Below are 26,765 nucleotides of genomic sequence, written 5' to 3'. Positions count from 1 at the left end.
AAGATGTATTTGAGAATAAGCGGTAGTGAGGTTAGGAAAATATCGGTAATGAGCGGTTATTTGCCATCTTCAAACCTTTTATAAAGAACTGCTACTATCTGGAGATGGAAAAAATTTAAATTGCAACTTCTATCTTGAGGAAGAGAAGCTAGAAATAGAAGCTAACAAAACACGGAAATTTATTGCTGAGAAATGATTTTGTAAGTAATGAGAGATACATGATTTTTTGTTGATGCTATGTATTACTCACAATCAATAGCAATTTGCTTTGATGTAGCGAAATTATTGACTTTGGGTAGAAACTAGAAACACAGCAGCCGGGATCAATATCAAATAGGAGTTATCCAGCTTTGAAGATGTTAATCAAGGGTGGTAAGTATCGTCACCTCATCAGGTACATCTTTGTAAAGTAACAATAAAACTCAGATGAAAAATGATGAATAGCTAGTATTATAAGTATTTGTACGGTAAAATACATTTGAAAATATCTGGAAATGTCTATAAAAGCTGAAAAAATAGACAAAACAGAAAATTTGAGTCATCAATTATCCAATCTTTTAGCGATGATTGTTTTAATATTTGCCCGCTCCATTGGCTCTAGTTTCTAGAGGGTGCAAAAATTATCCAGAAGTAGAGGATAGGAAATGACAGCAATCATCATCGTGCAAGAGATTTGGGAAAAATTAAAGCAAGCTTATATAGAAAAGTTTGGCGGTTCGCCTAAACTACTGATTACTGAACTGAATAATGTTTATCGAGATAAAACTAACAGTACTAAAGATGTAATCTCCGATAAAACTATTCGCAATTTTTTTAATAGTAGCGAACCCATCAAGATGCAAGAGAAAAACTTGAATTTCTTGTGCGGTGTATTATTAGGTTACGAAAGTTATCAAGAAGCGTTAAGACAACAATCTGCTGTAGAGAAAAGCGAAACAGTAGATGTTGAGGTGAAGACAGATTGGATTGCAGAATACCAAGAATATATTCAGGTAAAATGCAACAATATGAAAGTGCTGACAATGACTCAGCCAGTACAACTTCATAGCATTTACACGAATGTCAAAGTTCTGGAAACGGTTCCAGCTAAACACCAAAAAACAATTGAAGATTTACGCCTGAATTTATCCAACGAAAATCTTAAATTTAGTCGGCTAAATTATCGGGTGCGTCATGACGATATTTTAGCTTTTGATGCGGTTAAAAAATATCGCAAGCTGTTGGTTTGGGGTAGCCCTGGTGCAGGTAAGACGACATTTTTAAAACATCTAGCAACATCGGCTAGGGATTTAGAAAATCAACCCCTACCAATTTGGATTTCTTTAAAAGCATTTGCGGATGTAGAAAATCAACCCAATCTGATTGATTTTATTGAAAAAGATTTGATTCAATTTGTGCCTCAGCCAACAGAAATTGTGCAGCAGTTACTCAAATTAGGGCGCTGTTTGATTTTGTTAGATGGCTTAGATGAAGTTGCAGAAACCCAAAGCGATCGCATTTATCGCCAGATTCATAGTTTTGTCGAACAATATCCGAAAAATATCTTTGTTTTAACTTGTCGTTCTGGTGCGGTAGATTATATATTTGAGCATTTTACGGAAGTAGAAATCGCAGATTTTAAGGAAGAACAAGTTAAGGAATTTGTCAAACAATGGTTTAAATTATGCCAGGAACCAGCGTTAGCAGCTAAATTTTTAGGAGAGTTAGAAAAGAATAGTTCTATTAAAGAGCTAACCACAAGTCCCTTGCTGTTGACTATGTTATGTTTGGTATTTCAAGATAACTATGAGTTTCCCAGAAATCGCTACTTATTGACTGAAGATGCGGTGAATATTCTGTTACGCAAATGGGATGCTAGCAGACGCATAGATAGAAATGCCGTTAATAAATTTAATTTACCATATCAGCGCAAAGTCAATTTACTAAGTCAGATAGCTTATCAAGCTTTTAATCAAGAACCACAACAGTATTTTTGGTTGCAACGAGACTTAGAAACCTTAATTGAGGATTATTTAGATAATTTTCTGGAAATTCCGCCAGAAACTTTGGTGGAGGAAAGTCAGGATATTTTAAAAGCGATTGAAACTAATCATGGCTTATTGATTAAACAATCTCAAGATGTTTACTCTTTTTCTCATTTGACATTTCAAGAATATTTTGTCGCCCATCATGTAGTAGAAAGCAGAAATACAGCGACGTTAAATGAAGTGATGCAACAACATTTAACCAAGCGTCAGTGGCGAGAAGTATTTTTGATGATTGCGGGAAGATTGGCGAATACCGATGATTTCTTTAAATTGATGTTTCGCCAAATTAATCTGCTAGTGGTGGAAAATAAGGTTTTACAAGATATGTTAATTTGGCTAGATAATGTCACTACTTTACATGGTGTCAAATCTAGTTCTTGGCGGGCTTTTTATTTGTTTGTCGATCAGGTATTTGAATTATATAGTAATTTACAGTCCAAGATTGATTACCATTTAGCGCAAGAACTAGCTGTTAGTTTAAGAGAAATCAATAAAGAAAGAAAATCTATACATCCTCGTTCTTTACTATCTGATTTTGCTTTTGATTTAGTTGATTACCATGCTCATATAGTAGATACAAAAACTCAAGAAAAGGGCTTTGAATCGCAAAACTTAAGTCCTTTGTTAAAGCAAGAACTTCCGGCTAGCGAGCAAATTGTCACAATACCTCAACTGCGAACAGAGGTTAGTTTAATTGATAAAAATAGTGGCGTAATTTGTATTACTAAACCAGCCCAAGAAAATATTCAGTCAGAATCGCAACAAATACAACCAAATTACTCGCTGGCGCAAGTTCATCATTGTAGCGAATATGCAGATGAACCGGGTAATTATATCAATGAAGATTTAGCAGAGTTTCTCGTTTTTTTAAAAGAAAGTCGCCCAGAGGAGCAAGCACCAGAATCAGATTGGTTAGACTGGGCGAATAGATTGCGCTCGGCTATGCGCTTATATTTAGATATTGGTTGGAATGATGTGATATTTACTGAAGATGAAATTAAGATTTTAAAAGATTATTTTTACGCTAATATTCTGCTGCTTAAATGTATTCAAAGCGATAGTTACTTGACTAAAGATTTACGCAATCAAATTATTGACAATTTGTTGTTGCCTAGTCAACGTATTCCTGCGGCTTTGTTGACTGTTGATTGAGAGGATGAAAAGGTAGAAACTAGTCAATAGTCAATAGTCTAGGACTTACGTAAAATCATGAAAAAACGAACCACGAAGTACGCAAAGAACACGAAGTAAAGAGGGTTTGGGAGAGTTATCGCGTAAGTTCTGTAGTCAATAGTCAATAGTCAAGGCGATTTTTAAGACAGCTGAACGCGAGAAAATTTCATTGAATTTATCAGCTTATCCCGAAATCCCGCCGTCACCCTGAAGGGTGCGGCTAATTGTACAAAGCCTACTTTTGTAGGCTGAAGAAATTTAGGCTGCGTAGGTGGGTTTTGTAACTTTAGCTCCAGGCTTTGAGGGTGTGGGCGTGATTTTGGGTGAACGAGAGGATTTTTTGAGCGCAATTTCACAAATAGAATTTGTTGGCAAATGCTTGTGCTACCGAATTATGCAGGTTCGTTACCGCTAGTTGCCGGAAGTTACCATTTAATACTATGATATTCAGATACATTACAGCAGTTGCAACAATTGCTACTCTTTATGGAACAGCAGATTCAAAAAGTATGTCAGCAAAAACTAGGTGGAAAGTGGAAAGACGGCTGTTGTACCGATAATCCACCAGTAGATCATATTTCTTTTCCGTCTAATGCGATCGCATCTGCGGAGCAATATCCGATAGCCTCAACTGAGTCACAAACAGACTCACCAGCAGCGAATACAGTGTTAATTCAGGATTAGCTGGAAACTTCGTAATTCGTAATTCGTAATTAAGAATTTATCAGTCAACCGTCAACCGTCAACCGTCAACATTTAATATTATTTGCAAATTGTGAGAAATTTTCTCTTCGCCATTTTGCATCATGGGCGCGATTTGTTCTCAGTTCCAAAACGCGAATTCCTTGGGTTGGTAGTGGGTTTAATTTTTGTTGTAACTGTTCCCAATTATTAATTAATTCATGCTCTACGCTATATGTAGCGCACAATTGAGCAAAATCAATATCTTGGGGAGTGCCAAAAAATTCCTCAAAAGGTGGGTCAAATTTGGCAATGGGTAACATTTCAAAAATACCGCCACCATTGTTATTAATTAATAAAATTGTGAGATGTCCGATAAATTTGTTGCGAATTAAAAAGCCATTAGTATCGTGTAATAAAGCCAAATCTCCTGTTAACATCACAGCACTTTGATTGTGATGGGCGATTCCTAAAGCTGTAGATAATGTGCCATCAATACCATTAGCACCCCGGTTAAAATGCGATCGCACTCTTAAATTATTCGGTTGCCAAAAAAATTCCACATCCCGCACTGGCATACTATTAGCAATAAATAAGGGCGTTTCTGGTGGTAAAGTTTGCGAAAGTAACCAAGCTGCTTTACCTTCAAATAACTCCGCCATTGTCCCCAAAGTCCGATCAACAGCAGTCCTCACTTGAGCTTCTACATCACACCACAATTGCAAGTATTCCGGAATTGATTCCCTACCTTGTCCCCCAACCTCTAATTCCTCAATCGAAATTCTCAAATGAGTCGTCTTTCCATGTAAAGGATCAAGATTTTGCTCGCTAGGATCTATTACCCAGCGTCGCGGTTGTGTAGTATTGATCCAATTCCGCAATTCTTTACTAGTAGGCATTTCTCCTACTTGAATTACCATTGTGGGTGCTAGTTCTTTACTTAATTGGGGATTGCGCAGAATCAAGTCGTAGGTGGAAATTAAATCAGGGTTGAGGTGGGCGTAATTTCTTAGGGGTGAGAGTCCTTCAGCCAGAACAGGCCATTTTAAAGTTTGAGAAAGTCGGGCGATCGCTCTACAATAATCTTGCGGTTGCTGTGGTTGGGCAACACCAGCGATAATAATTCCGCGATCGCATTGCAGCCATTCATCGGGAATCGAGTATCGGGAATTGGGTATAGGGAATGCGTTATTCAATCCCGCGAAAAACTCTGCAAAATTTAACTGAGATTGCAACTGACTCAAATCAATCCCATCAGGAACCGGCGCTAAAGGATCGCGTAAAGGTATGTTGAGATGTACTGGCCCCGGTGAGGGTGTTTGTGTCCGTTCCCAAGCATGAATAATTGTTTGTCGTAGATAGCCAAGCATCCCCATATCTGCTATGGGTAAAGTTAATTCTGTCTGCCAGTTGGGATATCCACCGTATAACTTTAGTTGATCGATAGTTTGTCCGGAGTGACAATCGCGCAATTCTGGGGGTCTATCTGCCGTTAAGATTAATAAAGGTACGCGACTTTCTCTAGCTTCAATTACAGCTGGATAAAAATTAGCGCCAGCTGTCCCAGAAGTACAAACCAGTACCGCAGGTTTCCCACTCGCTTTTGCTTGTCCCAAAGCAAAAAAAGCGGCGGAACGTTCATCGAGAATTGAGATAACATCAATATCCGGCCTTTGTGCCGCAAACGCCACTGCTAGCGGTGTAGAACGGGAACCCGGACAAATCACAGCACAAGCCAACCCTAAACGCTTGAGGGTCTGAGTTAAGATATCAGCCCAAAGTTGATTAACATTGCTATAAGCGATCGACATTCCAGCAAACAGAACAATAACTAAATCCTCAACTACTCAAGCCTATACTGCAACGGGACAGATCCAGCTAAAATCCAGAATGCAAAATTCGTACTTTGACTGTTATGGACTGCATTCATTTAACGGGAATTCGCGGTTATGGCTACACGGGGTTTTTAGCAGAAGAACAGGTTCTCGGACAATGGTTTGAGGCTGATGTGACATTATGGTTAGATTTGGCGACTGCGGGACAAACAGATGCGATCGCAGATACAGTAGATTATCGCAGCGTGATTAGCTTAGTCCAAAGCCTGATTAAAACATCCAAGTTTGCTTTAGTGGAAAAGCTAGCTAGCACAATTGCAGATTCTATTCTCCAACAGAGCGATCGCATTACCCAAGTCAAAGTCATTCTCTGCAAACCCGCAGCACCCATCCCCGACTTTGGCGGCAAAATTCTGATTGAATTGACTAGAACTCAGCCCAATATTTAAGATTGGTCAATGGTCAATGGTCAATAGTCAATAGTCAATGGTCAATGGTTAATAGTCAATAAATTCTCAACAGTGGACTATTGACTCTGGACTATTGACTCTGGACTATTGACTCTGGACTATTGACTTCAATATTTTCCTGCTTAAAATTTATCCATCAGGATTTTTTGGACAATATTTTTATACATGTAAGCAATTGTTTTATCTTGGCTTAAATATAAGCAATCTATCATTCTTATCTCATCCAATTGATAGAGGATTTAAATAAATAGTATATTGTTATACTTTTTCTATAGTAAAATCCTGTACTATTCGTTCAAAACATACATTAGGATTTTTAATCTACTCAGTCAAAAGTGTAGCAAAAAATAGCCGGACTACACATTAAATATCCTGAATACTTGCAACAGTCTAGAAGAATTTGATAAGCTAATTGTCACTGAAATTGCAACATTTTCATGGTGTTAAAAGCTGCCTAGTGTCTCCCTTACACCCTGCGGTTTCAATGTGTAAATTAAATGCTTCACAGTTTATTACTTCTAGAATACCTGTTATTTAGTCAGTCTATCAAGGTTCAAATCTTTATTACCCTTCCGTAGAAACCGCAAAGATTTGTGCTTTTTATGATTCATTACTGCCAAATTGCCAAAAAATTTATTTAGTTTCAGATAATTGTATGGCAATTTACATTTTTAAATAGTATCTTGGCTTATTAACCGGATATCAACTGTATGAGGAAAATCAAAAATATGTAAATAAAAAATTAGTTATTCTTCCAGGTACTACACAGGTAGATTAGAGATTGATTATTATAGGATTATTGATTTTCAGAGTGAGCCGAGACTGAAAACAAAATCTGCACTTTAGCCAACAGATTAGTCTAACATGTTCTCCCACAAAATCTTAGTTGTTGAGGATGAAAGAATCCTAGCTTCAGATATCAGAAATAGTTTACAGAAGTTAGGGTATTCTGTTTTAGAATTGACAGCTTCTGGCGAAGAAGCCATCAAAAAAATAGCGGAGGATAATCCACATTTAGTATTAATTGATATCTGCTTGGCAGGTAAAATTAATGGTACTGAAATTGGGGATATTATCCAGAATGATTTCCAAATACCAGTTGTCTATTTAACTGAGTATTCAGCAGACAAGCAAACACACCAAAAGCAACTCAGCGAGCCATTTAGTTATATTCACAAACCATGTGCTGAAAAAGACTTACATTTTGCTGTAGAAATGGCTCTTTACAAGCATCGGTTGAACCAAAAATATGAAGCAGAAAAGCAGCGACTCACAGCAATTATTAACAGTATGGGCTGTGGCGTAGTTGTTACTTGTGCTGATGGGAGTATTCAAATGATGAATCCTGTAGCCGAAGCACTCACAGGTTGGAGACAAAATGAAGCTTATGGCAAGGATTTAGAAGAAGTTGTAAACTTAATTGACAAAGAGATGGATGAAGTAATTGATAATTTAGCTACTAAAGCGATACAAGCAGGAGAGGTTTTAAATCTCCCCGAGAACTGCAACCTGCTGACTAAGGATGGCAAGATTATACCTATTGGTGATTCTGTAGCACCGATTCGCGATGCTGATGGCAATATCGATGGTGCGGTTTTAGTCTTTCAAGATATTAGTCAACGCAAACAAACAGAAGCACGATTACTGCGCAATGCTTGTCACGATGCCTTAACTGCGCTTCCCAATCGAGTATTATTTTTAGATCGTCTCAGGCAAACAATTGAACGCAGCAGACGACGTAATGATTATAATTTTGCAGTTTTATTTTTAGATTTAGATGGCTTTAAGGGGATTAACGATCGCTTTGGTCACGCAATCGGCGATGATTTTTTAGTAGCGATCGCGCGTCGTTTAGAGTTATGTTTACGTAGTGGCGATACAGTTGCTAGATTTGGTGGGGATGAATTTGCTGTCCTTTTAGAAGATATTAAAGACGTTACAGACGCTACTAATGTCGCTAAACGCATCCAAGAAGCTTTAAGCGTACCACTTAACCTCAACGGACATCAGATAATTCCCACAGCTAGCATTGGTATTGCGTTGAGTAGCAGTCATTATGAAGAACCCCACAACCTACTCAGAGATGCTGATATTGCAATGTACCATGCTAAACGGCAAGGAAAAGCTCGCTATGGCGTGTTTTCAAACGCTTAAACTCTTCAACTTTTAGCGATAGATTGTTAGCTATGATGTAATTAGCAACAAAATCTCAAAGTCTGAAAATTCTGTGATGGAGAAAACAGAGAAGCAGAAAATGCTGGCTGGCGAATTATATTGGGCAGAAGACACAGAACTAGTTACTGAGAGGAAACGCGCCTCTCGTCTTTTGCGAATGTACAACGCTACCACCGAAGAACAAGACGAGCAAAAGTGGCAGATTTTACAAGAATTATTTGGGCAAATAGGTAAAAAAGCTACAATTGTGCCACCATTTTACTGTGATTATGGCAGTAACATTTACGCAAGCGATCGCTTATTTATGAACTTTGGCTGTGTAATTTTAGACTGCAATACAGTTCATATTGGTGAAAATGTTATGTGCGCCCCTTATGTGCAGATATACACTGCCTACCATCCTACAGAACCAGAGATTCGGCTTGCCGACAGAGAATTAGCCGCACCAGTCAAAATTGGTAATAACGTGTGGATTGGTGGCAGTGCAATTATTTGCCCCGGAGTCACAATTGGAGATAATACAACTATTGGTGCTGGTAGTGTAGTAGTGAAAGATATACCTGAAAATGTTGTAGCTGCTGGCAACCCATGCCGTATTATCCGGCACCTAACCTAAAATTTGCTTAAAACTTGTATCCTCTAGCTAGCCAATATTGCCAGTCTGCAAGGGCTTCTAGAGTGTCTTCATCAGCATCAATGGCTTCGATTTCCGATAGCTTTGCTGAATACACATCATCTTCTTTGCCATTGATGACAGCTACCTCGACAATCATATCTTTGAGACATTCATCATCTGGAGCCATTCCCAAAACTTCAACTTGCTTTTCTTGGGGTGTCGTTGATTTCCGACTCTTTTTTGTCCATTTGGCATTAAAAGGAAAGTTGAGAGCCTCTTCTAGGTAGTAGTACCAAGCCATTGCCCTGTCTTCTTTGTCTTCAGCATCCGCAATGATTTCTGTCTTAATGCGCTGCTCTCGAGTTTGATCTTGTTCAACACTAGGCATAATATCCAGACTTGCTTAGGATAAATTTGGAACTATGTATAGTAACGTTTTGGCGATCGCCTGTCAATTTGTGAAAGATTATTTTTCTTATAGCCACATCAGCTAGCTTTAGAAATATAGCAAATTTTGCAACTTTATGCCATTAAATCAGGAAATTTCCTGCTTTGAGGAGGCGGAAGAAGCAGGGGGCAGGAGGCAGGGGGCAGGGGGCAGGAGGCAGGGGGAGATAAACTATTACCCAAGGGACTTACAAAAAATAAATTATCCATATTTCGTAGTGCGAGCAGCGCTCAGTCGAACGCTGCTCGCACTACAAATTTATTGGGTATTTAAAAAATTGGATGTCCCCAATGCCCAATGCCCACTCGCCCTGAGCGAAGCCGTTCGCGTAGCGTCTCGCAGAGAAGGGATGCCCAATGCCCAATGCCCTTAATCTGAATCCATTAAACTGGCGGCTTCTTGCAGCAGGGCTTGTTGTTCTTTTTGAATTGCCTCTAGGCGATCGCAAATATATGCTAATCTTTGTTGTCTTTTTTGAGACTCTGTTACGGAATTATCTAGTATTAATGCCGATTCTGATTTTATCTTAGAAGCGCCTGTAATAGTTTGAAAACTATAACGAACAAATTTACTCAGGGAAATAAAACCAACTTTTACCAACGCCTGAAGCAATTGAATGGGAACCCGGAGAATAGTCCAACTAGTGACTTCAATTAAGCGCATCGCCGCTTTAACTAAGCTCCACAGCAAAGCTAAAATAAACACCAGCAAGATACTACTAATAATTGGGTGATTAACTCCCCAACTAAGGATTTGTACCAGGCGGAAAAAAGAAGGGTGTTGTACTAACCAATCATTCATCGAAGAAGCGATTGCATTTTGCACGGCTACAGATGTTGTAGTCTTAATATTCTCAGCAGAACCTTTCGCTTGTTCCCAAGTTGTCGTTATGGCATCAACTGCTCTGATAGTAGCTTGATTGGCAGTATCTTGAACAGACTGCCCTGCCTGCTGTACTGAATTACCAACAGACTTTACACTATCATTCACCAAAGACTGCGCCTGTTGCCAGCCTTGCCAAATTCCTTGAGCTAAATTAATGCCGATTTGAGGTTCCATAAAACATTGCACCACGGCTGAATCGAACCTGCAACCCATCTTACATAAACTGGACAGGAAAGCACACTCATTTGGGCATGGGGCATTGGGCATTGGGCATTGGGCATGGGGCATTGGGCAGAAAGTATTCCTTCTGGCTCCTCCTATTTGCCTTCTGCCTTTTTTGGTGAATTTCTCGGAAACTGAATTGCAACTGCAACGTCACATAAAATATCTTCTTTTGGAATTACTAGCTGATAGCAACTCACAATAAAGTTGCTTTGAATATGTAGTAGCTGAAAAAAAGTTATTACTGAGTATATGCTGCAACATTGAAGAAATCATCAGGAATTATCAAAAGTAAATTCCGGAAAAATAATATTAATAAATGTAGGAAATATCAACTCTTAAGGTCAAAGTGCATGAACGGCATTTCTAAACTATCTCACTCAATGAAAACTATATGTCATTTTCCCCAAAATGTCATATTTTCTTTAGCATTAACTAGCTTTATATGTGGCATTGGCTTGATTGATAATTATGCTAATGCTGCGCCTAATGTAGCTCATATCCAATTAGCACAAACCGGACAAAATAACCAAAATAGACTGCCGAAAAAGGTTGCTAGAGCAATACTCAATGACGCCGCTAAACGTGTTGACTTGCCTGTCAGCGAGTTAAAAATTACTAAAGCTACCGCCAAAACCTTTAGTAATCCTTGTATTTTCAGGTTTGGGGAAGTTTGTACTAGAGAATATAGACCTGTCAATGGTTGGGAAGTAATTGTACAAGTAAAAGACCAATCTTGGACTTACCATGCCAATAGATCGGGTTCAGAAGTCTATTTAGATCCGAAAAGTAATCAATCGATAACAGTACCTTTACCCAAAGCGATCGCTAATAAAATTCTCAACGATGCTGCTAAACGTTCTGGAATCGCAGTTGGCGATTTAAAAATTAGCGAAACCACATCTATCAGCTTTGGTAATCGTTGTACATTTAACTTTGGCGAACTCTGTACCGCAGATTATAATCCGGTGCATGGCTGGCGAGTAATTGTGCAAGTTAAAGATGAACCTTGGACTTACCATGTCAATAGATCCGGTTCGCAAATTATTTTAGATCCCATAATTAGAGAATGGCCAAAAGTGACTTTAACGACAGCGATCGGCAGTAGAATTTTAGATGATGCTGCCAAACGTTCTGGTGTCGCAGTTGGAGATTTAAAAATTACCCAAGCCACAGCCAAAAATTTTGGTAATCCTTGCGAGTTCGGCTTTGGTGAAATCTGTACTAAGGAATATAATCCGGTTCCTGGTTGGGAAGTAATTGTCCAAGTTAAAGATAAATCTTGGACTTACCATGTCAATAGAACAGGCTCGCAAATTATTTTAGATCCGAAAATTAATCCATCGGCAAACGTGACTTTACCCAGAGCGATCGCCAATAATATCTTAAATGATGCTGCCAAACGTTCTGGTGTCGCAGTTGCCAATTTACAAATTACCCAAGCTACAGCTAAAACCTTTGGAAACCAATGCCATTTTGGGTTTGGCGAAGTTTGTGCAGAGATTTATCAACCTGTTGAGGGGTGGGAAGTCGTAGTTAAGGTAAAAGAGCAATCTTGGACTTATCATGCCAATAAATCTGGTTCTGCGATCGTTTTAGATCCGAAAGCGGTTTAGGGACTTGCAAATAAAAAAAACATCGCGATTGTTAAATTACCAAGTTCGTAACTCGGAGGATACTACTGGCGAATTAGGGGTCAGACCCCTCGCCTATCCCGCAATCCCGCCGTCACCCTCAAGGGTGCGGCTAATTGAAAAAAGCCTGCCTCCGCAGCCTCTATTTCTCTAGCCTGCGGAGGCAGGCTTTGTAGATTTAGCCCCAGGCTTATAGCCTGTGGGCGGTGTGTCGGGTAAGCGAGAGAACAGTTTATCTCAATTGTTGAGGGGTCAGACCCACCATTGGCCATTCGCCATCAATATAAATTGATAGCGATCGCACTTGATATTATAAGGATACTCGTTGAAAACCTTGCGGCTTTAGCCCAAGGATGAAAACGGTTTAAAAAGTTTACTTTTTTGTGATATTTTCTTTTTCTTGATGTATTTATGTCAGTTATGGTAACATAAACATGTGGTTAATTGGTCGATACCCATGATTGTTTACGAGTTCAAAGTTAAGGGAAAAGAAAAACAGTATCAAGCTATAGATGAGGCAATTCGTACTAGTCAGTTTATCCAAAATAAATGCTTACGCTATTGGATGGATAACAAAGATATAGGCAGATATGACCTTAATAAATACTGTGCTGTTTTAGCATCTGAATTTCCTTTCGCTGATGAATTAAACTCAATGGCTAGACAATCTGCTGCTGAACGTTCTTGGTCTGCAATAGCTCGATTTTACGATAACTGTAAGAAGAAAATTAAGGGCAAAAAAGGGTTTCCAAAGTTTAAGAAAAACTGCCGTTCTGTTGAATATAAATCGACTGGGTGGAAACTGTCAGACACGAGAAAAGCCATAACATTTTCGGATAAAAAAGGAATCGGAACTCTGAAATTAAAGGGAACCTACGACCTTAACTATTACAATATCAAGCAAATTAAGCGAGTGCGCTTAGTGCGTCGTGCTGACGGGTATTACGCTCAATTCGCAATTGATATTGATGTCAGGGTAGAAAGTCAACCTACTAATCAAATTGTTGGTATTGACTTGGGATTAAAATACTTCATTGCTGACAATAAAGGTAATGTAGAATCATCACCCCAGTTCTACCGTAAGTCCGAAAAACATCTTATACGAGCCAACCGCAAGAAGTCCAAAAAATTCAGTCAACAGAAGAAAAAAGCCAAAATCAGGCAATCAAACAATTACCACAAGGCTAGAAATAGATATGCTCGGAAACATTTAAAAGTAAGTAGGCAACGAAAAGAGTATTGCAAGAGATTAGCTTACTCCGTCATCCAATCTAACGACTTGGTAGCCTATGAAGATTTAAATGTCAAAGGGCTCTTCCGTAATCGACATCTAGCTAAATCAATTAGTGATGCTGGTTGGTACACTTTCCGCAGTTGGTTGGAATATTTTGGTCATAAATATGGGAAGGTGACTGTTGCAGTTCCTCCCCACAACACCAGCCAAAATTGCTCTAACTGTGGTAAGAAGGTGAAAAAATCTCTATCGACTAGAACCCATGTTTGCCCTCATTGTGGATATGTAGAAGACAGGGATATCAACGCAGCAATCAACATTTTGAGACTAGGACTCAGTACCGTGGGGCACACGGGAACTTACGCTACAGGAGATTTGCCCTCTTGGGCAGTTGGGGTAACTCTGCTGTCTAACGGCGAGTCTGTGAATGTAGAATCCCCTGGCTTTGCGATTAAGTGAGCGTAGCAATACTTAATCAGCCAGGGGAGTGTCAATGTGGCTCATGCAATTTGATGCGCTTAGTATATAATGATGGATTGTGTCGATCAAAGCCAAACCATGCCTAAACTCAAAACTCGTAAAGCTGCGGCGAAGCGATTCCGTGCCACCGGTACCGGTAAAATCGTCCGTCGCAAAGCCTTCAAAAACCACCTTTTAGAGCATAAGACTACCAAGAAAAAGCGCAGCTTCTCCAAAATGGCGATTGTAAATGAGCGCGATGAAGAGAATGTACGTTTGATGCTCCCCTATTTGTAAGTTTTTCAGGAATTTTCAGGAAAATATAAGTTATGACACGGGTAAAACGCGGTAATGTAGCTCGTAAACGCCGCAATAAAATTCTCAAAATAGCTAAAGGTTTTCGCGGTTCCCACTCAACTCTGTTTAGAACCGCTAACCAACAGGTAATGAAAGCGCTGCGGAGTTCCTACCGCGATCGCAAAAAGAAAAAGCGCGATTTCCGTAGCCTCTGGATTGCTCGGATTAATGCTGCTGCAAGAGAACATGGTTTGAGCTACAGCCAGCTAATCGGTAATCTCAAAAAAGCTAATGTCCAACTCAATCGTAAAATGTTGGCACAAATGGCAGTTGTCGATCCAGCTAGCTTTGGCAAAGTAGCTGCATTGGCTATTCAAGCAAAGGGATAAAGGATTAAGGATGAAGCATGAAGTATGAAGGCTGAAGTATACCCCAAAAATCAATCTGGGGGCTGGAAAAAAGACACCTTAATCCAGAAAATAGGTGTTTTACAGCAATTTTGGTTTTCATCCTTTATCCTTTACTCCTTATCCTTATTATTAATTGTTAGCTGTTGCTTTTTAGCCACAGGATCAATTGCATCTGCCGCCGAAATGCCAGAAATTCTGCGGCGAGGCTATTTAACTATTGCGGTTAAAGATAACTTGCGTCCCTTGGGATTTAGAGATGCTAGCGGGAATTTGCAAGGCTTGGAAATTGACTTAGCACAGCGTTTAGCCAGTGATTTGTTAGGGAAAGCAAATGCTGTAAAGTTACAACCAATAGCAAATCGCGATCGCTTATCTGTAGTCTTTAACAATCAAGTTGACTTTGCTATTGCGAGAGTTACAGCCACAGAGTCACGCTCTCGCTTAGTAAGTTTCAGTGTTCCTTACTACTTTGATGGCACATATTTAGTAGTAAAAGATACAGGAATCCAGAAGACAAAAGATTTAGTAAACCGTAAAATCGCCGTCCTGAATAACTCTAGCAGCATTGCTGATGTGAAGTACTATGTGCCCAATGCTGAGTTAGTCGGGGTGAATTCTTACGCAGAAGCGCGATCGCAAATGGAAACTGGGGAAGTACAAGCCTTTGCTGCTGATGCTAGCCTTTTGAGCGGTTGGATACAAGAATATCCCCAGTATCGCCTACTCCCAGACAAACTCTCCACAGCACCCTTATCTGTAGCCATGCCCAAGGGCTTGCAGTACGCTGATTTAAGATTACAGGTAAATGAAGCGATCGCGCGTTACATCGCTGAAGGTTGGCTCAAGCAACGCGCCCAATACTGGGGATTACCATAAATCAACAGTCAACCGTCAACCGTCAACCGTCAACCGTCAACCGTCAACCGTCTCCCAGTTCCCCTTGCAGCTGATAATAAATAAGAAGACTCTTTATAATTTTCTCTTTCAAGACAATGGATAACAGTCTAGCGGTTGTTTATCTCTCGATTTTCGTAGGTATACTCGCCTTTGCAGTTGTGGCTATTTTTCGCCAAATTTTCAAAACTCGTCGGATTGAAAGTTCGTTGTCCCGCTTAAAAAACAAGTTGAGTAAAGAGAAGGGTACAACTCAAGAATATTACGAGTTAGGCAGTATTTATTCGCAAAAGAAAATCTATTCCCAAGCAATTACGCTGTTTCAAAAAGCTCTGAAAACGGCGGAAGAAGAAGGGGAAGAAAATATTGCTCCTATCTACAATGGGCTAGGTTATGTTTACTTTACTCAAGAGCAATATGATTTAGCAATTCGTCAGTACAAAGAAGCTCTGAAAAATCAACCTGACTACGTAACAGCGCTGAATAATCTTGCTCATGCTTATGAGCGGAAAAAATTAAACGCCCAGGCGCTACAAACTTACGAAGAAGCCCTGAAATTTGCGCCTAATAATTCTACAGCTAAACGTCGTGCTGAATCTTTGCGGCGGTTGGTTTCTGCTTAATTATTAACTTGATCGCGAGTACGCAGGTAGGGGCATGGCAGTGCCAGTGCCCCTACAATCAACGATAATCTGTACCTCATCAACTTGCAATCTGCTGTATATATTTTCAAAATATCTAATTTAAAAATATAGTTAGATGAATAATTATTACAATTTAAAAAAAGAAGGCGAAAGATTGTAGGGGCAAGGCAATGCCTTGCCCTCTAGAATACATTAATGGGAGCATCCCAATTTTGACGCAATACCCTTCTAGGGTATTGCTATACCAACAAAGCCTGCCTTCGCAGGCTATCAAACTTTTAGCCTGCGTTCGTCGAAGACGTTCCCGAAGGGTAGGCAGGCTTCGTATTTCTAGCCCCACCCTTATAGGGTGAGGGCGTTTTTGCACATTTGGGATGCTCCCACATTAATGTTTCGCAAACATAATTTGAATTGGTATTATCATCCATAATTAATATTAAAATTTCAGTAAATTTATGCGGTTTATCAATTTCAGCCAAGAATATATATAGCTATATATTCCGATAAATATTTAAATAATGATGAAGCGGCTACGGTTATTGAGTTTAATTATTGCCATTATTATTTTCATTATTGGCGCTCTTGGTTATCGAGAAATTTTATTTGCACAACAACCGTCAATTTCCCATCCCCTCACAGCCTTAACAGCAGGAGAAATTAAGACAGCAGTTGCAGTGGTAAAGAAAGAAAAGAATCTCACTGAAAATGTAGTTTTCCCATTAATCAATCTGCAAGAACCAGATAAAAAAGAAGTTCTAAATTTTACACCTGGTAAGTCTTTTCAACGCCAAGCTTTCTTAGTGGTGTATGAGCGATCGCAAAATCAAACATACCAAGCTGTAGTTGACTTGAAAACTCAAACCCTCACTTCTTGGAAGCTAATACCTAACGCTCAACCTGCAATAATTAATCCTGAATACGATTTAGCACGACAGATTGTCCAATCAGATCCCCAATGGCAAGCAGCTATGCAAAAACGGGGAATTACAGATTTTGATAAAGTAAAAATTAATTGCTGGGCACCAGGTATTTTAACTGATAAGGAAACGACTACAGGTAAACGTCTTTGTCGAGCATTATCTTACTATAAAGGTAAGAATTGGAATTACTTTGCCAGTCCCATTGAAGGGGTAGTAGCTACTGTTGATTTAAACACAGGTAAAATCGATAGCTTTATAGATAACGGGGTATTACCGTTATCTTCAGAAAATTGGAATTATGATGTTCAATCTTTTAGTAAATTACTAACACCACCAAAATTATTAAAAATAATCCAACCTCAAGGTACTAGTTTCCGCATTCGTGGTAATGCAATTAGCTGGCAAGGTTGGAATTTTCGCTATTTAATGCATCCCCGCAATGGGTTAATTCTCTATCAAATAACTTATGATGATGGAGAAAAAATTCGCCCGGTTTTATACCGTGCTAGCCTATCAGAAATGGTAGTACCTTATGGTCATCCTGACTTTACTTGGGCTTTTAGAAATGCCTTTGATGTAGGTGAATATAATTTTGGTTCCCTCGCCACTTCAATGGAGTTAGGTAAGGATATTCCGGAGAATGGTTTGTTATTAAATGCGGTGATGGCTAACGAACAGGGGGAACCTTATGAAATGCCCAAGGTAATTGGTATTTATGAAAGAGATAATGGGCTATTGTGGAAGCATTACGAATACAATACCCGAAAAAATTATGTCCGTCCTAATCGAGAATTAGTGATGACGATGACGGCGGCAGTTGATAATTATGATTACAGTTTAAATTGGATTTTTCACCAAGATGGCAGTTTAGAAATTGAGAATGATTTAACGGGAATTGTGTTAGCACAGGGTACAAATGCAAAAACACAATCTCCAGATAATTCTTATGGCAGACTATTAGCCAAAAATATCTTTGGCGTAAATCATCAACACTTCTTTAACTACCGCCTAGATATGGATGTAGATGGTGAGGCTAATTCTGTCATGGAAATGAATGTGCAAGCCTTACCTTTAGATAATCATAATTCTTTAGGAAATGCGATCGCAGTTACAGATACTCCCTTAACCACAGAAAAAGCTGCTGTGCGCGATTTAGACATGAAACACAGCCGCGAATGGATGATTGTTAACCCTAATCGTCAAAATACTATAGGAACTCCCCCAGCATATATGCTGATGCCAGGAGGTAATGCGGTATTTTTCCCCGTAGAAGGTGCTAAGATTCGCGATAAAGCTGGCTTTGCAACACATCATGTATGGGTAACAAAATATCACCCAGATGAACTTTATGCTGGCGGCGATTATCCAAACCAAACTCAACCAGGACAAGGTTTACCTAAATATATTGCCAATGATGAATCTTTAACGGGTGAAGATATCGTACTTTGGTACACAATGGGCGTTACCCATATTCCCCGTCCGGAAGATTGGCCTGTAATGCCAACACACCGAGTTAGTTTTAAACTTGCTCCTAGAGGATTCTTTAGCCGCAATCCAGCAATTAATTTACCTGAATAAATTTACCATTATGAAGCGAAAATATTCATAATGAAGGCAAATTTTACTCCTTTAATTATCCAGACTTATCCTCAGAAGAAAAGCTGACTTTTGAAGAATTTTGCTCTTGATTTAGCATTATCCATCCAACGATTGCAAGCAACGCACCCAAGGCGAGAAAACCTAGATCCCAAGCTAATTGATTTACCCCTGGTTTTACATGATGGATACCTAAAATTTGATGATTAATTACTCCTTCCACTACATTGAACAACCCAGCACCTATGAGCAAAGAACCAACAAAAGTTCGTGATGACCAAGGAACATCAGCACGCCCTCCCGCACGCCATAGTAATGCTACTCCAATCACAGTTAATACCCAATCCAAAGCATGAAATAAGCCGTCCCATACCATGTTTACGTCTGTATTAGTATCACTCGTTAAGGGTCGAACACTGCTTAACATATGATGCCACTGAAGAATTTGATGCAGTAGGATACCATCAACGAAGCCACCTAGACCTAGACCTAAAAAAATCCCAGCAGTAATTAGTGGTAAACGTTTACGGAAAGCCAAATTATTTGCTGTCATTTTTAAACCCACAGACAGTTTTATCGTCAGAATAGAATTATTTTGTTATGCATATCTTCTGTCTGCAGGGCAATAGCTTAAGTAATTAGGTTAGGACTTAAGCAGTGTCAGATATTTTTCATGCTTTTTGTCAATGGTCAATAGTCCATAGTCCAAAAACCTGAATTTTGACCACCCTTTTGAGGGTTTTTGTGTTCGGCGCGTAAGTCCTATAGGTAATTCTTTCATCTCCAAGAATCGCAGTTTCCCAATCCCCAGTTTGTTTGAGGAAAGTTTGCAGAAAATAAAGATTTATGTCACTTAAACAACAACAATGTTGTTTAAATTAAACTCTAGATTGCTGATGGTAACAGGGTTTGGGCGATCGCATGAATTGAAACTTAATAATTACCCCATTTTATTCAGGCTACAAGTTTTGAGAGAATCAAACAACGATGAGAGATTCCGCAATCATAAAGTCCATCTATTAACGGACTGCGTATTGTTTCAGTTTAAAAGGGAGAAAAACTGATGAAATTGGCTTACTGGATGTATGCAGGGCCAGCGCACATTGGTACGCTACGAGTCGCTAGTTCTTTTAAGAATGTCCATGCCATTATGCACGCCCCGCTAGGCGATGACTATTTTAACGTCATGCGCTCCATGCTATCGCGGGAACGAAACTTTACTCCGGTAACAGCCAGTGTAGTAGATCGCAACGTTTTGGCACGCGGTTCTCAGGAGAAGGTAGTAGAAAATATCACCCGCAAAGATGCAGAGGAACACCCAGATTTAATTGTGTTAACTCCTACCTGCACCTCAAGTATTTTGCAAGAAGATTTGCATAACTTTGTCGAACGGGCACAAATAGAAACTAAAGGCGATGTCATGCTAGCGGATGTTAACCACTACCGCTACAACGAACTGCAAGCCGCCGATCGCACTTTGCAACAAATTGTCCAATTCTACATTGAAAAAGCCCGGAAAAAAGGCGAACTTCCCGAAGGTAAAACTGCTAAACCCTCAGTTAACATCATCGGGATTTCTACCCTGGGTTTCCACAACCAGCATGACTGCACCGAATTGAAAAGACTGATGGCTGATTTGGGAATTGAGGTAAACACCGTGATTCCTGAAGGCGCTTCTGTCAACGAATTAAAGAAAATGCCCCAAGCTTGGTTTAACCTAGTACCTTACCGCGAACTGGGTTTAACAACGGCGCGTTTTCTCGAAGAACAATTTGGTACTCCCTACGTAGATATTACGCCAATGGGTGTAGTTGAAACTGCCCGTTGTATCCGGAAAATTCAGCAGGTAATTAACGCTCAAGGTGTTGATGTAAATTACGAAGATTTCATCAACGAGCAAACTTTGTATGTATCCCAAGCTGCTTGGTTTTCTCGTTCCATTGACTGCCAAAACTTGACAGGGAAAAAAGCTGTCGTCTTTGGCGATAACACCCACGCCGCCGCCATGACAAAGATTTTATCGCGGGAAATGGGGATTCACGTGGTTTGGGCGGGAACTTACTGCAAATATGATGCAGACTGGTTCCGCGAACAAGTCAGCGAATATTGCGACGAAGTATTAATCACCGACGATCACGGGGAAATTGGCGATGCGATCGCCCGTGTGGAACCTTCAGCAATCTTCGGTACGCAAATGGAACGCCATGTTGGTAAGCGTTTGAATATTCCCTGCGGTGTCATAGCTGCACCCATCCACGTGCAAAACTTCCCCATTGGTTACAAACCATTCTTGGGTTATGAGGGTACAAATCAAGTCACAGATTTAATCTACAATTCCTTTACTTTAGGAATGGAAGATCATCTCTTAGAAATCTTTGGGGGACATGACACCAAAGAAGTGATTACCAAAGGAATTTCTGCCGAATCTGACTTAAACTGGACAAAAGATGGTTTAGCAGAATTAAACAAAATTCCTGGGTTTGTGCGCGGTAAAGTCAAACGCAATACCGAAAAATTTGCGCGCGATCGCGGTATTAAAGACATCAACTCTGAAGTGCTATATGCTGCGAAAGAGGCTGTTGGGGCTTAGTTGAGTAGTTGAATTCAGAAAAATCAGGGTGAAGAGTAATAGATACTTTTTACCCTGATTTTTTTAATTACAAATAATGAGTATTTTAAATGACTAAATTTAAATATGGATGATGAAAAAGCGGCGTTGTTTGCAGAACTTCGTGAGTCTGGTATTAAGCATAGTCCAGAAAAAGTTGTGCGGATTGCCAAGCAAGTTGATGGCAAAATCGTATTTTTAGAAGAGGGAAAAGCTGGTAGAAGAGGCAGTGGTTTAGCACATATATTAAAAGAACATCAAGAGAATTTTTCCAGACGCGGAATTTCTGAGAATGAAATCCCAGATGCTGTTATGGCTGCTATCACCAGAGGAACCTTTATTGGCTATCAAGGAACAATAGAACCTCGAAGAGAAATATATGAAGTAATTTTTAATGGCAAAACACAATACATAGCTGTAACAGTAGGTGATAATGGTTATATAGTTGGAGCTAATCCCGCTTCTTTACCATAATTCCACCTGAATAGCTATGCCAATAACGATAAAACTAATGGCTGATTATGGGTGCGACCCTTTATGGTGGGCAGATGCTGATAAAGTTGGTAATATCGATCCAGCAAAATTGCCCCTCAGTCAAGAAACCATAAATCGCTTAAAAAATTGGGCTAGTGATTATAATGCAAGCTTAAACTGGCAAGATCCTGCTAACTCACCAGATTTAAGCCCAGAAGCTGAAGCAGCTTTTGAGGAAGAAGGAATTAACCTGTGGAAGCAACTACAAACGGAGCTAGCACCTAATTATCAAGTTATCTATTTCAGCGAGTTACTAGGTAAAGTGATAATCTATCCCAGTGAATTAGAAGCTAGCAGTGTGTATTAACGCAGTGTCACCTACCATTTATTATCATACTCTGAATGAAAGATATACCATTGACTACCTTATTACAATGATTCAGATGTGCGTAACCTCTGAGTAAGTTGAAAAAGAATGGGACAAATGGCTAGAGACAACGCACTGCCCACCTGTGCTAAGTAAACGTGAAACCCTTGTAAATTTTCACGTTTACCTACTTAGGGATTACAAACAAAACGAAGTGTGTATAATAGTGAATCCTTCTTTCTAGCTATAGGTATGAAATTCATTAAAATTGGGCATCGACTGATTAACTTAAATGCAATAACAACTGTTGATTTTTCTGGGGAGAAAGTGATTATTGGATTAGTTACTCCTACTCAGGAAAATATTGAATTTTATGGACAGGAGGCTCAGTATATAAAAGATTACTTTAATCATTCAAATTTAGTAGATATTATTCCACCATCACCAAGACCAAAACTAGAAACCTACAGCTAATTTCTATGAATTCAAGGGCATTTTTTAACAAATGCCCTTAGTCTAATAAATTATTAATAGTTGTAAATATAATCCTCTGGATTACTTAGGTCGCTCAAATAACCGTAATCCATAGATGTGTCATGATCCTCTTTATAAAAAGACTCTTGATTCCAAAAATCATCAAATTCTTCAGAACCTAAATATGCTTGCTCTAAAGCTTCTATATTATCTAGTTCATCTTTATTCTGCTTCTGGAGAGGTTTATTAGAATTAGCTCTGAATTCTTGTAATATATTGTTTGCTACTGTTCTATTATATTCCTGTGGATCATTATTAGCTATTTTTTCAATAATTGCAATTGCATTACTAGGTAATTTTATTACTGCGAGAGCTTTCAAAACATACTGCCTAACCTGTGGAGCAGGGTAAGTTAAGTTATCTAACAAAAGTTCAATAGCTAAATCAGGAATATTGCTGAATCTCATAGCAAGTTTACGCATAGCTGATGCAGCTAATCTCTTATCGTCGTAGGAGCTTTTTCTTGATAAGTATGGAATAAGATAGGTAATTGCTTCCTCTCTATTAGATTCACCTAACTCAAAAGGATTCCAAACAGCTAGTTTTTCTGATTGATCATTTTCGCAAAATAATTTGGCAGCTATTTGAAAGTCTTTAGCAGCTTCCTCATTTTTCTTCAGTTTATGAAAGCTTTTACCTCGATTGTAGAATGCTGGTGCAAAATTGGAATTTATATGTAAAACTTGATTAAATTCCTTAATTGCTTCTTCATACTCTTGGAATTGTAACTTAAGTAGTCCATTTTGATACTTTCTGAGATCTAGTTGAACTGGGTGCCCTGGTGGTGATAACGGTTGCTCATCTATATGTTGATAAATTTTTCCTATTTGATATTTAGCATTTGAAAACTTGGGTTCGAGATGAAGAGTCTGGCTCAAATCTTGAATAGCACCATCATAATCTTGTAGTTCAGCTTTAGTTTTACCTCTATTGTAGTAAGCATAAGCATTATCAGGGTTAATACTGATTGCTTCACTAAAAGCTAAAATTGCTCCTGCTTTATCTCCGTTCTGAAGTAGGTCTACTCCTCGGTTGAAGGCACGCACAAAAGCTGAATTTTCTGGCATAATAGCACGATTTTAATATATATCTAAATTTTAAGTTTTAGATTATATAGTTAACCTCAGAAATTCTACTGTTTAGATTCGATGAATAATTTATAGTCACAGATTTAATCTACAATTCCTTTACTTTAGGAATGGAAGATCATCTCTTAGAAATCTTTGGGGGACATGATACCAAAGAAGTCATTACCAAAGGAATTTCCGCCGAATCAGACTTAAATTGGACAAAAGATGGTTTAGCAGAGTTAAACAAAATTCCTGGGTTTGTGCGCGGGAAAGTGAAACGCAATACCGAAAAATTTGCACGCGATCGCGGCATTAAAGACATTAACTCTGAAGTACTTTACGCAGCCAAAGAAGCTGTTGGCGCTTAGGCTAACACTTGATTGTCAAAAAAAAATTAGAGCATCCACACAGGATGCTTTTTTATTGCGCTTCCTGTGTCATCGAAGGAGGGAATAGGGAACAGGGAATAGGGAACAGTTTTTCTATTCCCTCTTTAATTGTCAGTTGTTCGTCGGGGTGGGTTCACCGATATCTTCATTTATTAACCAAGATTCAATTAAGGGATATCTAATTTTTTAAATACCCAATCAATTTGTAGTGCGTTCGCGTAGCGTGTCCGAAGGACAAACGTCTCGCTCGCTGGTGTTCACTCATCGTGCAAGACTTCGGCGTGAGCGCTCAGTCGAACGCTGCTCGCACTAAGAAATTTGGGTAATTTATTTTTTGTAAGTCCCTTAAATATTTAGCCATCCTCATTTTTTTCTCATTTTTCCTCCGTAATATTTCTATTAATTAAGTCAAACAACCACCCAACTTAATTGAGGTTATTACTTATACAGCAAATTTTAAGTAAATGAGGTACGCGCTTCGGGGCATGGCAGTGCCAGTGCCCCTACAATCAACGATAATCTGTACCTCAGCAACTGGTAATATGCTGTAAATACAAAATTATTAATACATACAATACTTAGCCCGAAAGCTGTAATATTTAGAGGAGATAGTGGGTGTAAGAACTGAATAGGCTGATATATAACTTCCACCTAGCTTGCTACAAAGGAAGATAATCTGAAGTTTTTGAATATTTGCCACTGATATTTTAAAGGTTCGATATAAATTCTCTATTTAGAGTTTTTGCCATCTAAAATTAAATTATTAGATAAAAATTTAAATATATGCAGGCTAAACGAATTCCTCATAACTTAAACAATAATTTTTTACGGACAAGGGTAAGTTTTTTGAGGAAGAAAATTCATAACTTAAATATTGGTCAAAAAATTCGTTATGGATATGTAATTAGCCTCAGTATTGCTGTTGTGGGTATAGTTGGTGGTTTAATGGCTGGAGATTACTACCAAAAATTTGCCCAGCAGCAACGAAATGATGCTTACTACGAAATAAATCTACTACATCGGTTGCAAACTGCTTTATTACAAACCAGAACTAGTCAACTACAAATTATTCCCTTGCTCACTCACAAGCAGGAATTATTACATCAACAATATGCTGATTTCTCTCAAGATTCAGCAGAACTTAAAAAGCTATGGTCTGAACTAAATTTACATCTACATAGCAAAAATTATCAACAAGATGTGCATATTGATGGGATACCATTTTTTCTGAAAACTTACTCAAGTGTAATTAAAAAATATATCTCTCAAGTAGAAGAATTAATTAATAAAAATCCTGTGGATTTGAATTTAAATTCTGAAGAAATCGAAATTAGACAGGAAGTTTGGGTAGAATTTTCTAGCAGTCAATTAGCGCTTAAATATGATGTTATTGACGATCAACTAAATCATGTAATTTCTGCCTCTTATGAAGACGAAAAAATAGCGAATGCAGCACTAATTAATGCCGAAAAAATTCGCTTTAGAATTGTTGTGTCCAGTATCTTATTATCAGTGATGCTGGCTGCTGTTGTTGCTAGTTACACCAGTCGTATTCTCACAGAGCCGATTTTGGCTGTGACGGATGTAGCAAGGCGCACAACTGAAGAATTAAAGTTTAATAGATTAGCTCCTGTGACGACAGGAGATGAAGTGGGAGTATTAGCCACATCACTCAATAGTCTGATTCAACGCTTATCGCAATATACCCATGAATTAGAATTAGCACGCCAAAATTTAGAAAGTCGGGTAGAAGAAAGAACTCAAGAACTTAGTGACGCTTTAGATTCATTAAAGCAGACGCAATCGCAACTGATTCAAGCTGAAAAAATGTCTGCACTTGGTCAATTGGTAGCAGGTGTTGCCCATGAGGTTAATAATCCAGTAAATTTTATTTATGGCAATCTTTCACATATTAGTAACTATACAACTGATTTACTTTCATTAGTAGAGATTTATCAAAAACGCTATGGTTACACAGATCCAGAAATATTAGAAATGACTGAAGATATAGATTTAGATTATATTTATGATGATTTACCAAAAGTTATTAATTCTATGAAAGTGGGTGCGCAACGCATCCGTGAAATAGTCTTGAGTTTACGGAATTTTTCGCGACTTGACGAAGCCGATATGAAATTAGTAAATATTCATGAAGGCATTGATAGTACTTTGCTAATTTTGCAACATCGCTTGAAACATAAGCCTAATGGTACAAGAATTAACATAATTAAAGAATATGGAAATTTACCAAAAATCGAGTGTTATGCGGGACAAATGAACCAAGTATTTATGAATATTTTGGTAAATGCTATTGATGCTTTAGAAAATCAAGAAAATAAAAACCAGCATGGTTTGATTAAAATTCATACTGAAATTATAGAAGATTGTAGAATTAGAATTAGTATTAAAGATAATGGATCGGGAATTTGTGAGAGCGTTCAATCGCGCATATTTGACCCTTTTTTCACAACTAAGCCGGTGGGACAAGGTACAGGTTTAGGATTATCTGTGAGTTACAAAATTGTCGTAGATAAGCACAAGGGTAAGCTGAAGTTTATTTCTGCACCGGGAAAAGGAACTGAGTTTAAAATCGAAATTCCTATGAATCAGAAATAGGGGTTAGGGACTGTTTTCAAACTCTAAATTCGACTTAATTGTAGGTTGGGTTGAGGAACGTAGACGCGGAGCGGCTTCCCGCAGGGT

At 38.7% G+C, this 26,765-nt stretch carries 22 protein-coding genes and 1 pseudogene; 18 read left to right on the top strand and 5 right to left on the bottom strand.

Features of this window, described 5'->3' with window-relative positions; translation table 11 throughout:
- Positions 1-644 precede the first annotated feature (644 nt).
- Positions 645-3,179, top strand: a complete 2,535-nt coding sequence (locus AACW45_RS25535) for an NACHT domain-containing protein (protein ID WP_190635605.1) — start codon at positions 645-647, stop codon at positions 3,177-3,179.
- 507 nt (positions 3,180-3,686) lie between these two features.
- Positions 3,687-3,884, top strand: coding sequence for a hypothetical protein (locus tag AACW45_RS25530; protein ID WP_190544275.1), 198 nt, complete (start codon positions 3,687-3,689; stop codon positions 3,882-3,884).
- A 65-nt stretch (positions 3,885-3,949) separates the two neighbouring features.
- On the opposite strand, the gene menD is transcribed toward AACW45_RS25530, so the two are convergent.
- A complete protein-coding gene (gene menD, locus AACW45_RS25525; RefSeq protein WP_190635603.1) occupies positions 3,950-5,692 on the bottom strand; it encodes a 2-succinyl-5-enolpyruvyl-6-hydroxy-3-cyclohexene-1-carboxylic-acid synthase in 1,743 nt (580 codons plus the stop codon).
- A 104-nt stretch (positions 5,693-5,796) separates the two neighbouring features.
- On the opposite strand from menD, the gene folB reads away from it, so the two are divergent.
- The 3 genes from folB (at position 5,797) to AACW45_RS25510 (ending at position 8,977) form a co-directional block, all read left to right on the top strand.
- A complete protein-coding gene (gene folB, locus AACW45_RS25520; RefSeq protein ID WP_190635600.1) occupies positions 5,797-6,165 on the top strand; it encodes a dihydroneopterin aldolase in 369 nt (122 codons plus the stop codon).
- Between the two features lie 885 nt (positions 6,166-7,050).
- Positions 7,051-8,340, top strand: a complete 1,290-nt coding sequence (locus AACW45_RS25515) for a GGDEF domain-containing response regulator (RefSeq protein ID WP_190635598.1) — start codon at positions 7,051-7,053, stop codon at positions 8,338-8,340.
- Positions 8,341-8,416: 76 nt separating this feature from the next.
- Positions 8,417-8,977 carry a sugar O-acetyltransferase gene (locus AACW45_RS25510; RefSeq protein ID WP_190635596.1) on the top strand — a complete coding sequence of 187 codons (561 nt, stop codon included), beginning with the start codon at positions 8,417-8,419 and terminating at the stop codon, positions 8,975-8,977.
- A 7-nt stretch (positions 8,978-8,984) separates the two neighbouring features.
- On the opposite strand, the gene AACW45_RS25505 is transcribed toward AACW45_RS25510, so the two are convergent.
- Together AACW45_RS25505 and AACW45_RS25500 are read right to left on the bottom strand one after the other, a co-directional pair.
- On the bottom strand, positions 8,985-9,365 hold the full coding sequence (locus tag AACW45_RS25505) for a calcium-binding protein (RefSeq protein ID WP_190635594.1): 381 nt from the start codon (positions 9,363-9,365) through the stop codon (positions 8,985-8,987).
- 429 nt (positions 9,366-9,794) lie between these two features.
- Positions 9,795-10,484 carry a hypothetical protein gene (locus AACW45_RS25500; protein WP_190635592.1) on the bottom strand — a complete coding sequence of 230 codons (690 nt, stop codon included), beginning with the start codon at positions 10,482-10,484 and terminating at the stop codon, positions 9,795-9,797.
- Positions 10,485-10,885: 401 nt separating this feature from the next.
- Here AACW45_RS25500 and AACW45_RS25495 point away from each other — a divergent pair, with 401 nt between their 5' ends.
- The 7 genes from AACW45_RS25495 to AACW45_RS25465 all read left to right on the top strand — a co-directional run bounded on the left by AACW45_RS25495 (position 10,886) and on the right by AACW45_RS25465 (position 18,602).
- Positions 10,886-12,148, top strand: a complete 1,263-nt coding sequence (locus tag AACW45_RS25495; protein ID WP_242045566.1) for a hypothetical protein — start codon at positions 10,886-10,888, stop codon at positions 12,146-12,148.
- Between the two features lie 475 nt (positions 12,149-12,623).
- Entirely contained in the window at positions 12,624-13,859 is a 1,236-nt protein-coding gene (locus AACW45_RS25490; protein WP_190635590.1) for an RNA-guided endonuclease InsQ/TnpB family protein, read from the top strand.
- 99 nt (positions 13,860-13,958) lie between these two features.
- Positions 13,959-14,156, top strand: coding sequence for a 50S ribosomal protein L35 (gene rpmI, locus AACW45_RS25485; RefSeq protein WP_190544299.1), 198 nt, complete (start codon positions 13,959-13,961; stop codon positions 14,154-14,156).
- A 32-nt stretch (positions 14,157-14,188) separates the two neighbouring features.
- Positions 14,189-14,545 carry a 50S ribosomal protein L20 gene (rplT, locus tag AACW45_RS25480; RefSeq protein ID WP_096646205.1) on the top strand — a complete coding sequence of 119 codons (357 nt, stop codon included), beginning with the start codon at positions 14,189-14,191 and terminating at the stop codon, positions 14,543-14,545.
- A 24-nt stretch (positions 14,546-14,569) separates the two neighbouring features.
- Positions 14,570-15,442, top strand: coding sequence for a transporter substrate-binding domain-containing protein (locus tag AACW45_RS25475; RefSeq protein ID WP_190635588.1), 873 nt, complete (start codon positions 14,570-14,572; stop codon positions 15,440-15,442).
- A gap of 116 nt (positions 15,443-15,558) precedes the next feature.
- Positions 15,559-16,083, top strand: coding sequence for a tetratricopeptide repeat protein (locus tag AACW45_RS25470; RefSeq protein WP_190635586.1), 525 nt, complete (start codon positions 15,559-15,561; stop codon positions 16,081-16,083).
- 539 nt (positions 16,084-16,622) lie between these two features.
- Positions 16,623-18,602: a primary-amine oxidase gene (locus AACW45_RS25465; protein WP_190635585.1), complete on the top strand. Its 1,980-nt coding sequence runs from the start codon at positions 16,623-16,625 to the stop codon at positions 18,600-18,602.
- Positions 18,603-18,657: 55 nt separating this feature from the next.
- Here AACW45_RS25465 and AACW45_RS25460 read toward each other — a convergent pair whose 3' ends face one another.
- Complete coding sequence (locus AACW45_RS25460; protein ID WP_190544314.1) at positions 18,658-19,173, bottom strand: DUF2243 domain-containing protein; 516 nt, start codon at positions 19,171-19,173, stop codon at positions 18,658-18,660.
- A 510-nt stretch (positions 19,174-19,683) separates the two neighbouring features.
- Between AACW45_RS25460 and bchB the strand changes: the two genes are divergently transcribed.
- The 4 genes from bchB (at position 19,684) to AACW45_RS25440 (ending at position 22,543) form a co-directional block, all read left to right on the top strand.
- Entirely contained in the window at positions 19,684-21,210 is a 1,527-nt protein-coding gene (gene bchB, locus AACW45_RS25455) for a ferredoxin:protochlorophyllide reductase (ATP-dependent) subunit B (RefSeq protein ID WP_190635583.1), read from the top strand.
- Between the two features lie 105 nt (positions 21,211-21,315).
- On the top strand, positions 21,316-21,702 hold the full coding sequence (locus tag AACW45_RS25450; RefSeq protein ID WP_190635582.1) for a hypothetical protein: 387 nt from the start codon (positions 21,316-21,318) through the stop codon (positions 21,700-21,702).
- 37 nt (positions 21,703-21,739) lie between these two features.
- Positions 21,740-22,069 carry a hypothetical protein gene (locus tag AACW45_RS25445; RefSeq protein WP_373462069.1) on the top strand — a complete coding sequence of 110 codons (330 nt, stop codon included), beginning with the start codon at positions 21,740-21,742 and terminating at the stop codon, positions 22,067-22,069.
- Positions 22,070-22,321: 252 nt separating this feature from the next.
- A complete protein-coding gene (locus AACW45_RS25440; protein WP_190692806.1) occupies positions 22,322-22,543 on the top strand; it encodes a hypothetical protein in 222 nt (73 codons plus the stop codon).
- A gap of 53 nt (positions 22,544-22,596) precedes the next feature.
- Here the strand turns inward: AACW45_RS25440 and AACW45_RS25435 are convergent, their stop codons facing one another.
- Positions 22,597-23,670: a tetratricopeptide repeat protein gene (locus AACW45_RS25435; protein ID WP_190635576.1), complete on the bottom strand. Its 1,074-nt coding sequence runs from the start codon at positions 23,668-23,670 to the stop codon at positions 22,597-22,599.
- A gap of 95 nt (positions 23,671-23,765) precedes the next feature.
- Here AACW45_RS25435 and AACW45_RS25430 point away from each other — a divergent pair.
- Both AACW45_RS25430 and AACW45_RS25425 read left to right on the top strand, forming a co-directional pair.
- Positions 23,766-24,041 (top strand): annotated as a pseudogene (locus AACW45_RS25430) (ferredoxin:protochlorophyllide reductase (ATP-dependent) subunit B); the annotation flags it as partial.
- Between the two features lie 804 nt (positions 24,042-24,845).
- On the top strand, positions 24,846-26,678 hold the full coding sequence (locus tag AACW45_RS25425) for a sensor histidine kinase (protein WP_190635574.1): 1,833 nt from the start codon (positions 24,846-24,848) through the stop codon (positions 26,676-26,678).
- Positions 26,679-26,765 lie beyond the last annotated feature (87 nt).

This window comes from Calothrix sp. FACHB-168 (assembly GCF_963889195.1).
GTDB classification, from domain to species: Bacteria; Cyanobacteriota; Cyanobacteriia; order Cyanobacteriales; family Nostocaceae; genus Aulosira; species Aulosira anomala_A.
The sequence above is the reverse complement of the archived record's forward strand: the minus strand, read 5'-3'. Positions and strand labels throughout refer to the sequence as shown.

What these genes read in the sequence shown, in the direction of transcription:
- AACW45_RS25535 (WP_190635605.1), top strand. Translation starts at nt 645, where the DNA reads ATGACAGCAATCATCATCGTGCAAGAGATTTGGGAAAAATTAAAGCAA.
- AACW45_RS25530 (WP_190544275.1), top strand. Translation starts at nt 3,687, where the DNA reads ATGGAACAGCAGATTCAAAAAGTATGTCAGCAAAAACTAGGTGGAAAG.
- menD (WP_190635603.1), bottom strand. Translation starts at nt 5,692, where the DNA reads ATGTCGATCGCTTATAGCAATGTTAATCAACTTTGGGCTGATATCTTA.
- folB (WP_190635600.1), top strand. Translation starts at nt 5,797, where the DNA reads ATGGACTGCATTCATTTAACGGGAATTCGCGGTTATGGCTACACGGGG.
- AACW45_RS25515 (WP_190635598.1), top strand. Translation starts at nt 7,051, where the DNA reads ATGTTCTCCCACAAAATCTTAGTTGTTGAGGATGAAAGAATCCTAGCT.
- AACW45_RS25510 (WP_190635596.1), top strand. Translation starts at nt 8,417, where the DNA reads ATGGAGAAAACAGAGAAGCAGAAAATGCTGGCTGGCGAATTATATTGG.
- AACW45_RS25505 (WP_190635594.1), bottom strand. Translation starts at nt 9,365, where the DNA reads ATGCCTAGTGTTGAACAAGATCAAACTCGAGAGCAGCGCATTAAGACA.
- AACW45_RS25500 (WP_190635592.1), bottom strand. Translation starts at nt 10,484, where the DNA reads ATGGAACCTCAAATCGGCATTAATTTAGCTCAAGGAATTTGGCAAGGC.
- AACW45_RS25495 (WP_242045566.1), top strand. Translation starts at nt 10,886, where the DNA reads ATGAACGGCATTTCTAAACTATCTCACTCAATGAAAACTATATGTCAT.
- AACW45_RS25490 (WP_190635590.1), top strand. Translation starts at nt 12,624, where the DNA reads ATGATTGTTTACGAGTTCAAAGTTAAGGGAAAAGAAAAACAGTATCAA.
- rpmI (WP_190544299.1), top strand. Translation starts at nt 13,959, where the DNA reads ATGCCTAAACTCAAAACTCGTAAAGCTGCGGCGAAGCGATTCCGTGCC.
- rplT (WP_096646205.1), top strand. Translation starts at nt 14,189, where the DNA reads ATGACACGGGTAAAACGCGGTAATGTAGCTCGTAAACGCCGCAATAAA.
- AACW45_RS25475 (WP_190635588.1), top strand. Translation starts at nt 14,570, where the DNA reads ATGAAGGCTGAAGTATACCCCAAAAATCAATCTGGGGGCTGGAAAAAA.
- AACW45_RS25470 (WP_190635586.1), top strand. Translation starts at nt 15,559, where the DNA reads ATGGATAACAGTCTAGCGGTTGTTTATCTCTCGATTTTCGTAGGTATA.
- AACW45_RS25465 (WP_190635585.1), top strand. Translation starts at nt 16,623, where the DNA reads ATGATGAAGCGGCTACGGTTATTGAGTTTAATTATTGCCATTATTATT.
- AACW45_RS25460 (WP_190544314.1), bottom strand. Translation starts at nt 19,173, where the DNA reads ATGACAGCAAATAATTTGGCTTTCCGTAAACGTTTACCACTAATTACT.
- bchB (WP_190635583.1), top strand. Translation starts at nt 19,684, where the DNA reads ATGAAATTGGCTTACTGGATGTATGCAGGGCCAGCGCACATTGGTACG.
- AACW45_RS25450 (WP_190635582.1), top strand. Translation starts at nt 21,316, where the DNA reads ATGGATGATGAAAAAGCGGCGTTGTTTGCAGAACTTCGTGAGTCTGGT.
- AACW45_RS25445 (WP_373462069.1), top strand. Translation starts at nt 21,740, where the DNA reads ATGGCTGATTATGGGTGCGACCCTTTATGGTGGGCAGATGCTGATAAA.
- AACW45_RS25440 (WP_190692806.1), top strand. Translation starts at nt 22,322, where the DNA reads ATGAAATTCATTAAAATTGGGCATCGACTGATTAACTTAAATGCAATA.
- AACW45_RS25435 (WP_190635576.1), bottom strand. Translation starts at nt 23,670, where the DNA reads ATGCCAGAAAATTCAGCTTTTGTGCGTGCCTTCAACCGAGGAGTAGAC.
- AACW45_RS25425 (WP_190635574.1), top strand. Translation starts at nt 24,846, where the DNA reads ATGCAGGCTAAACGAATTCCTCATAACTTAAACAATAATTTTTTACGG.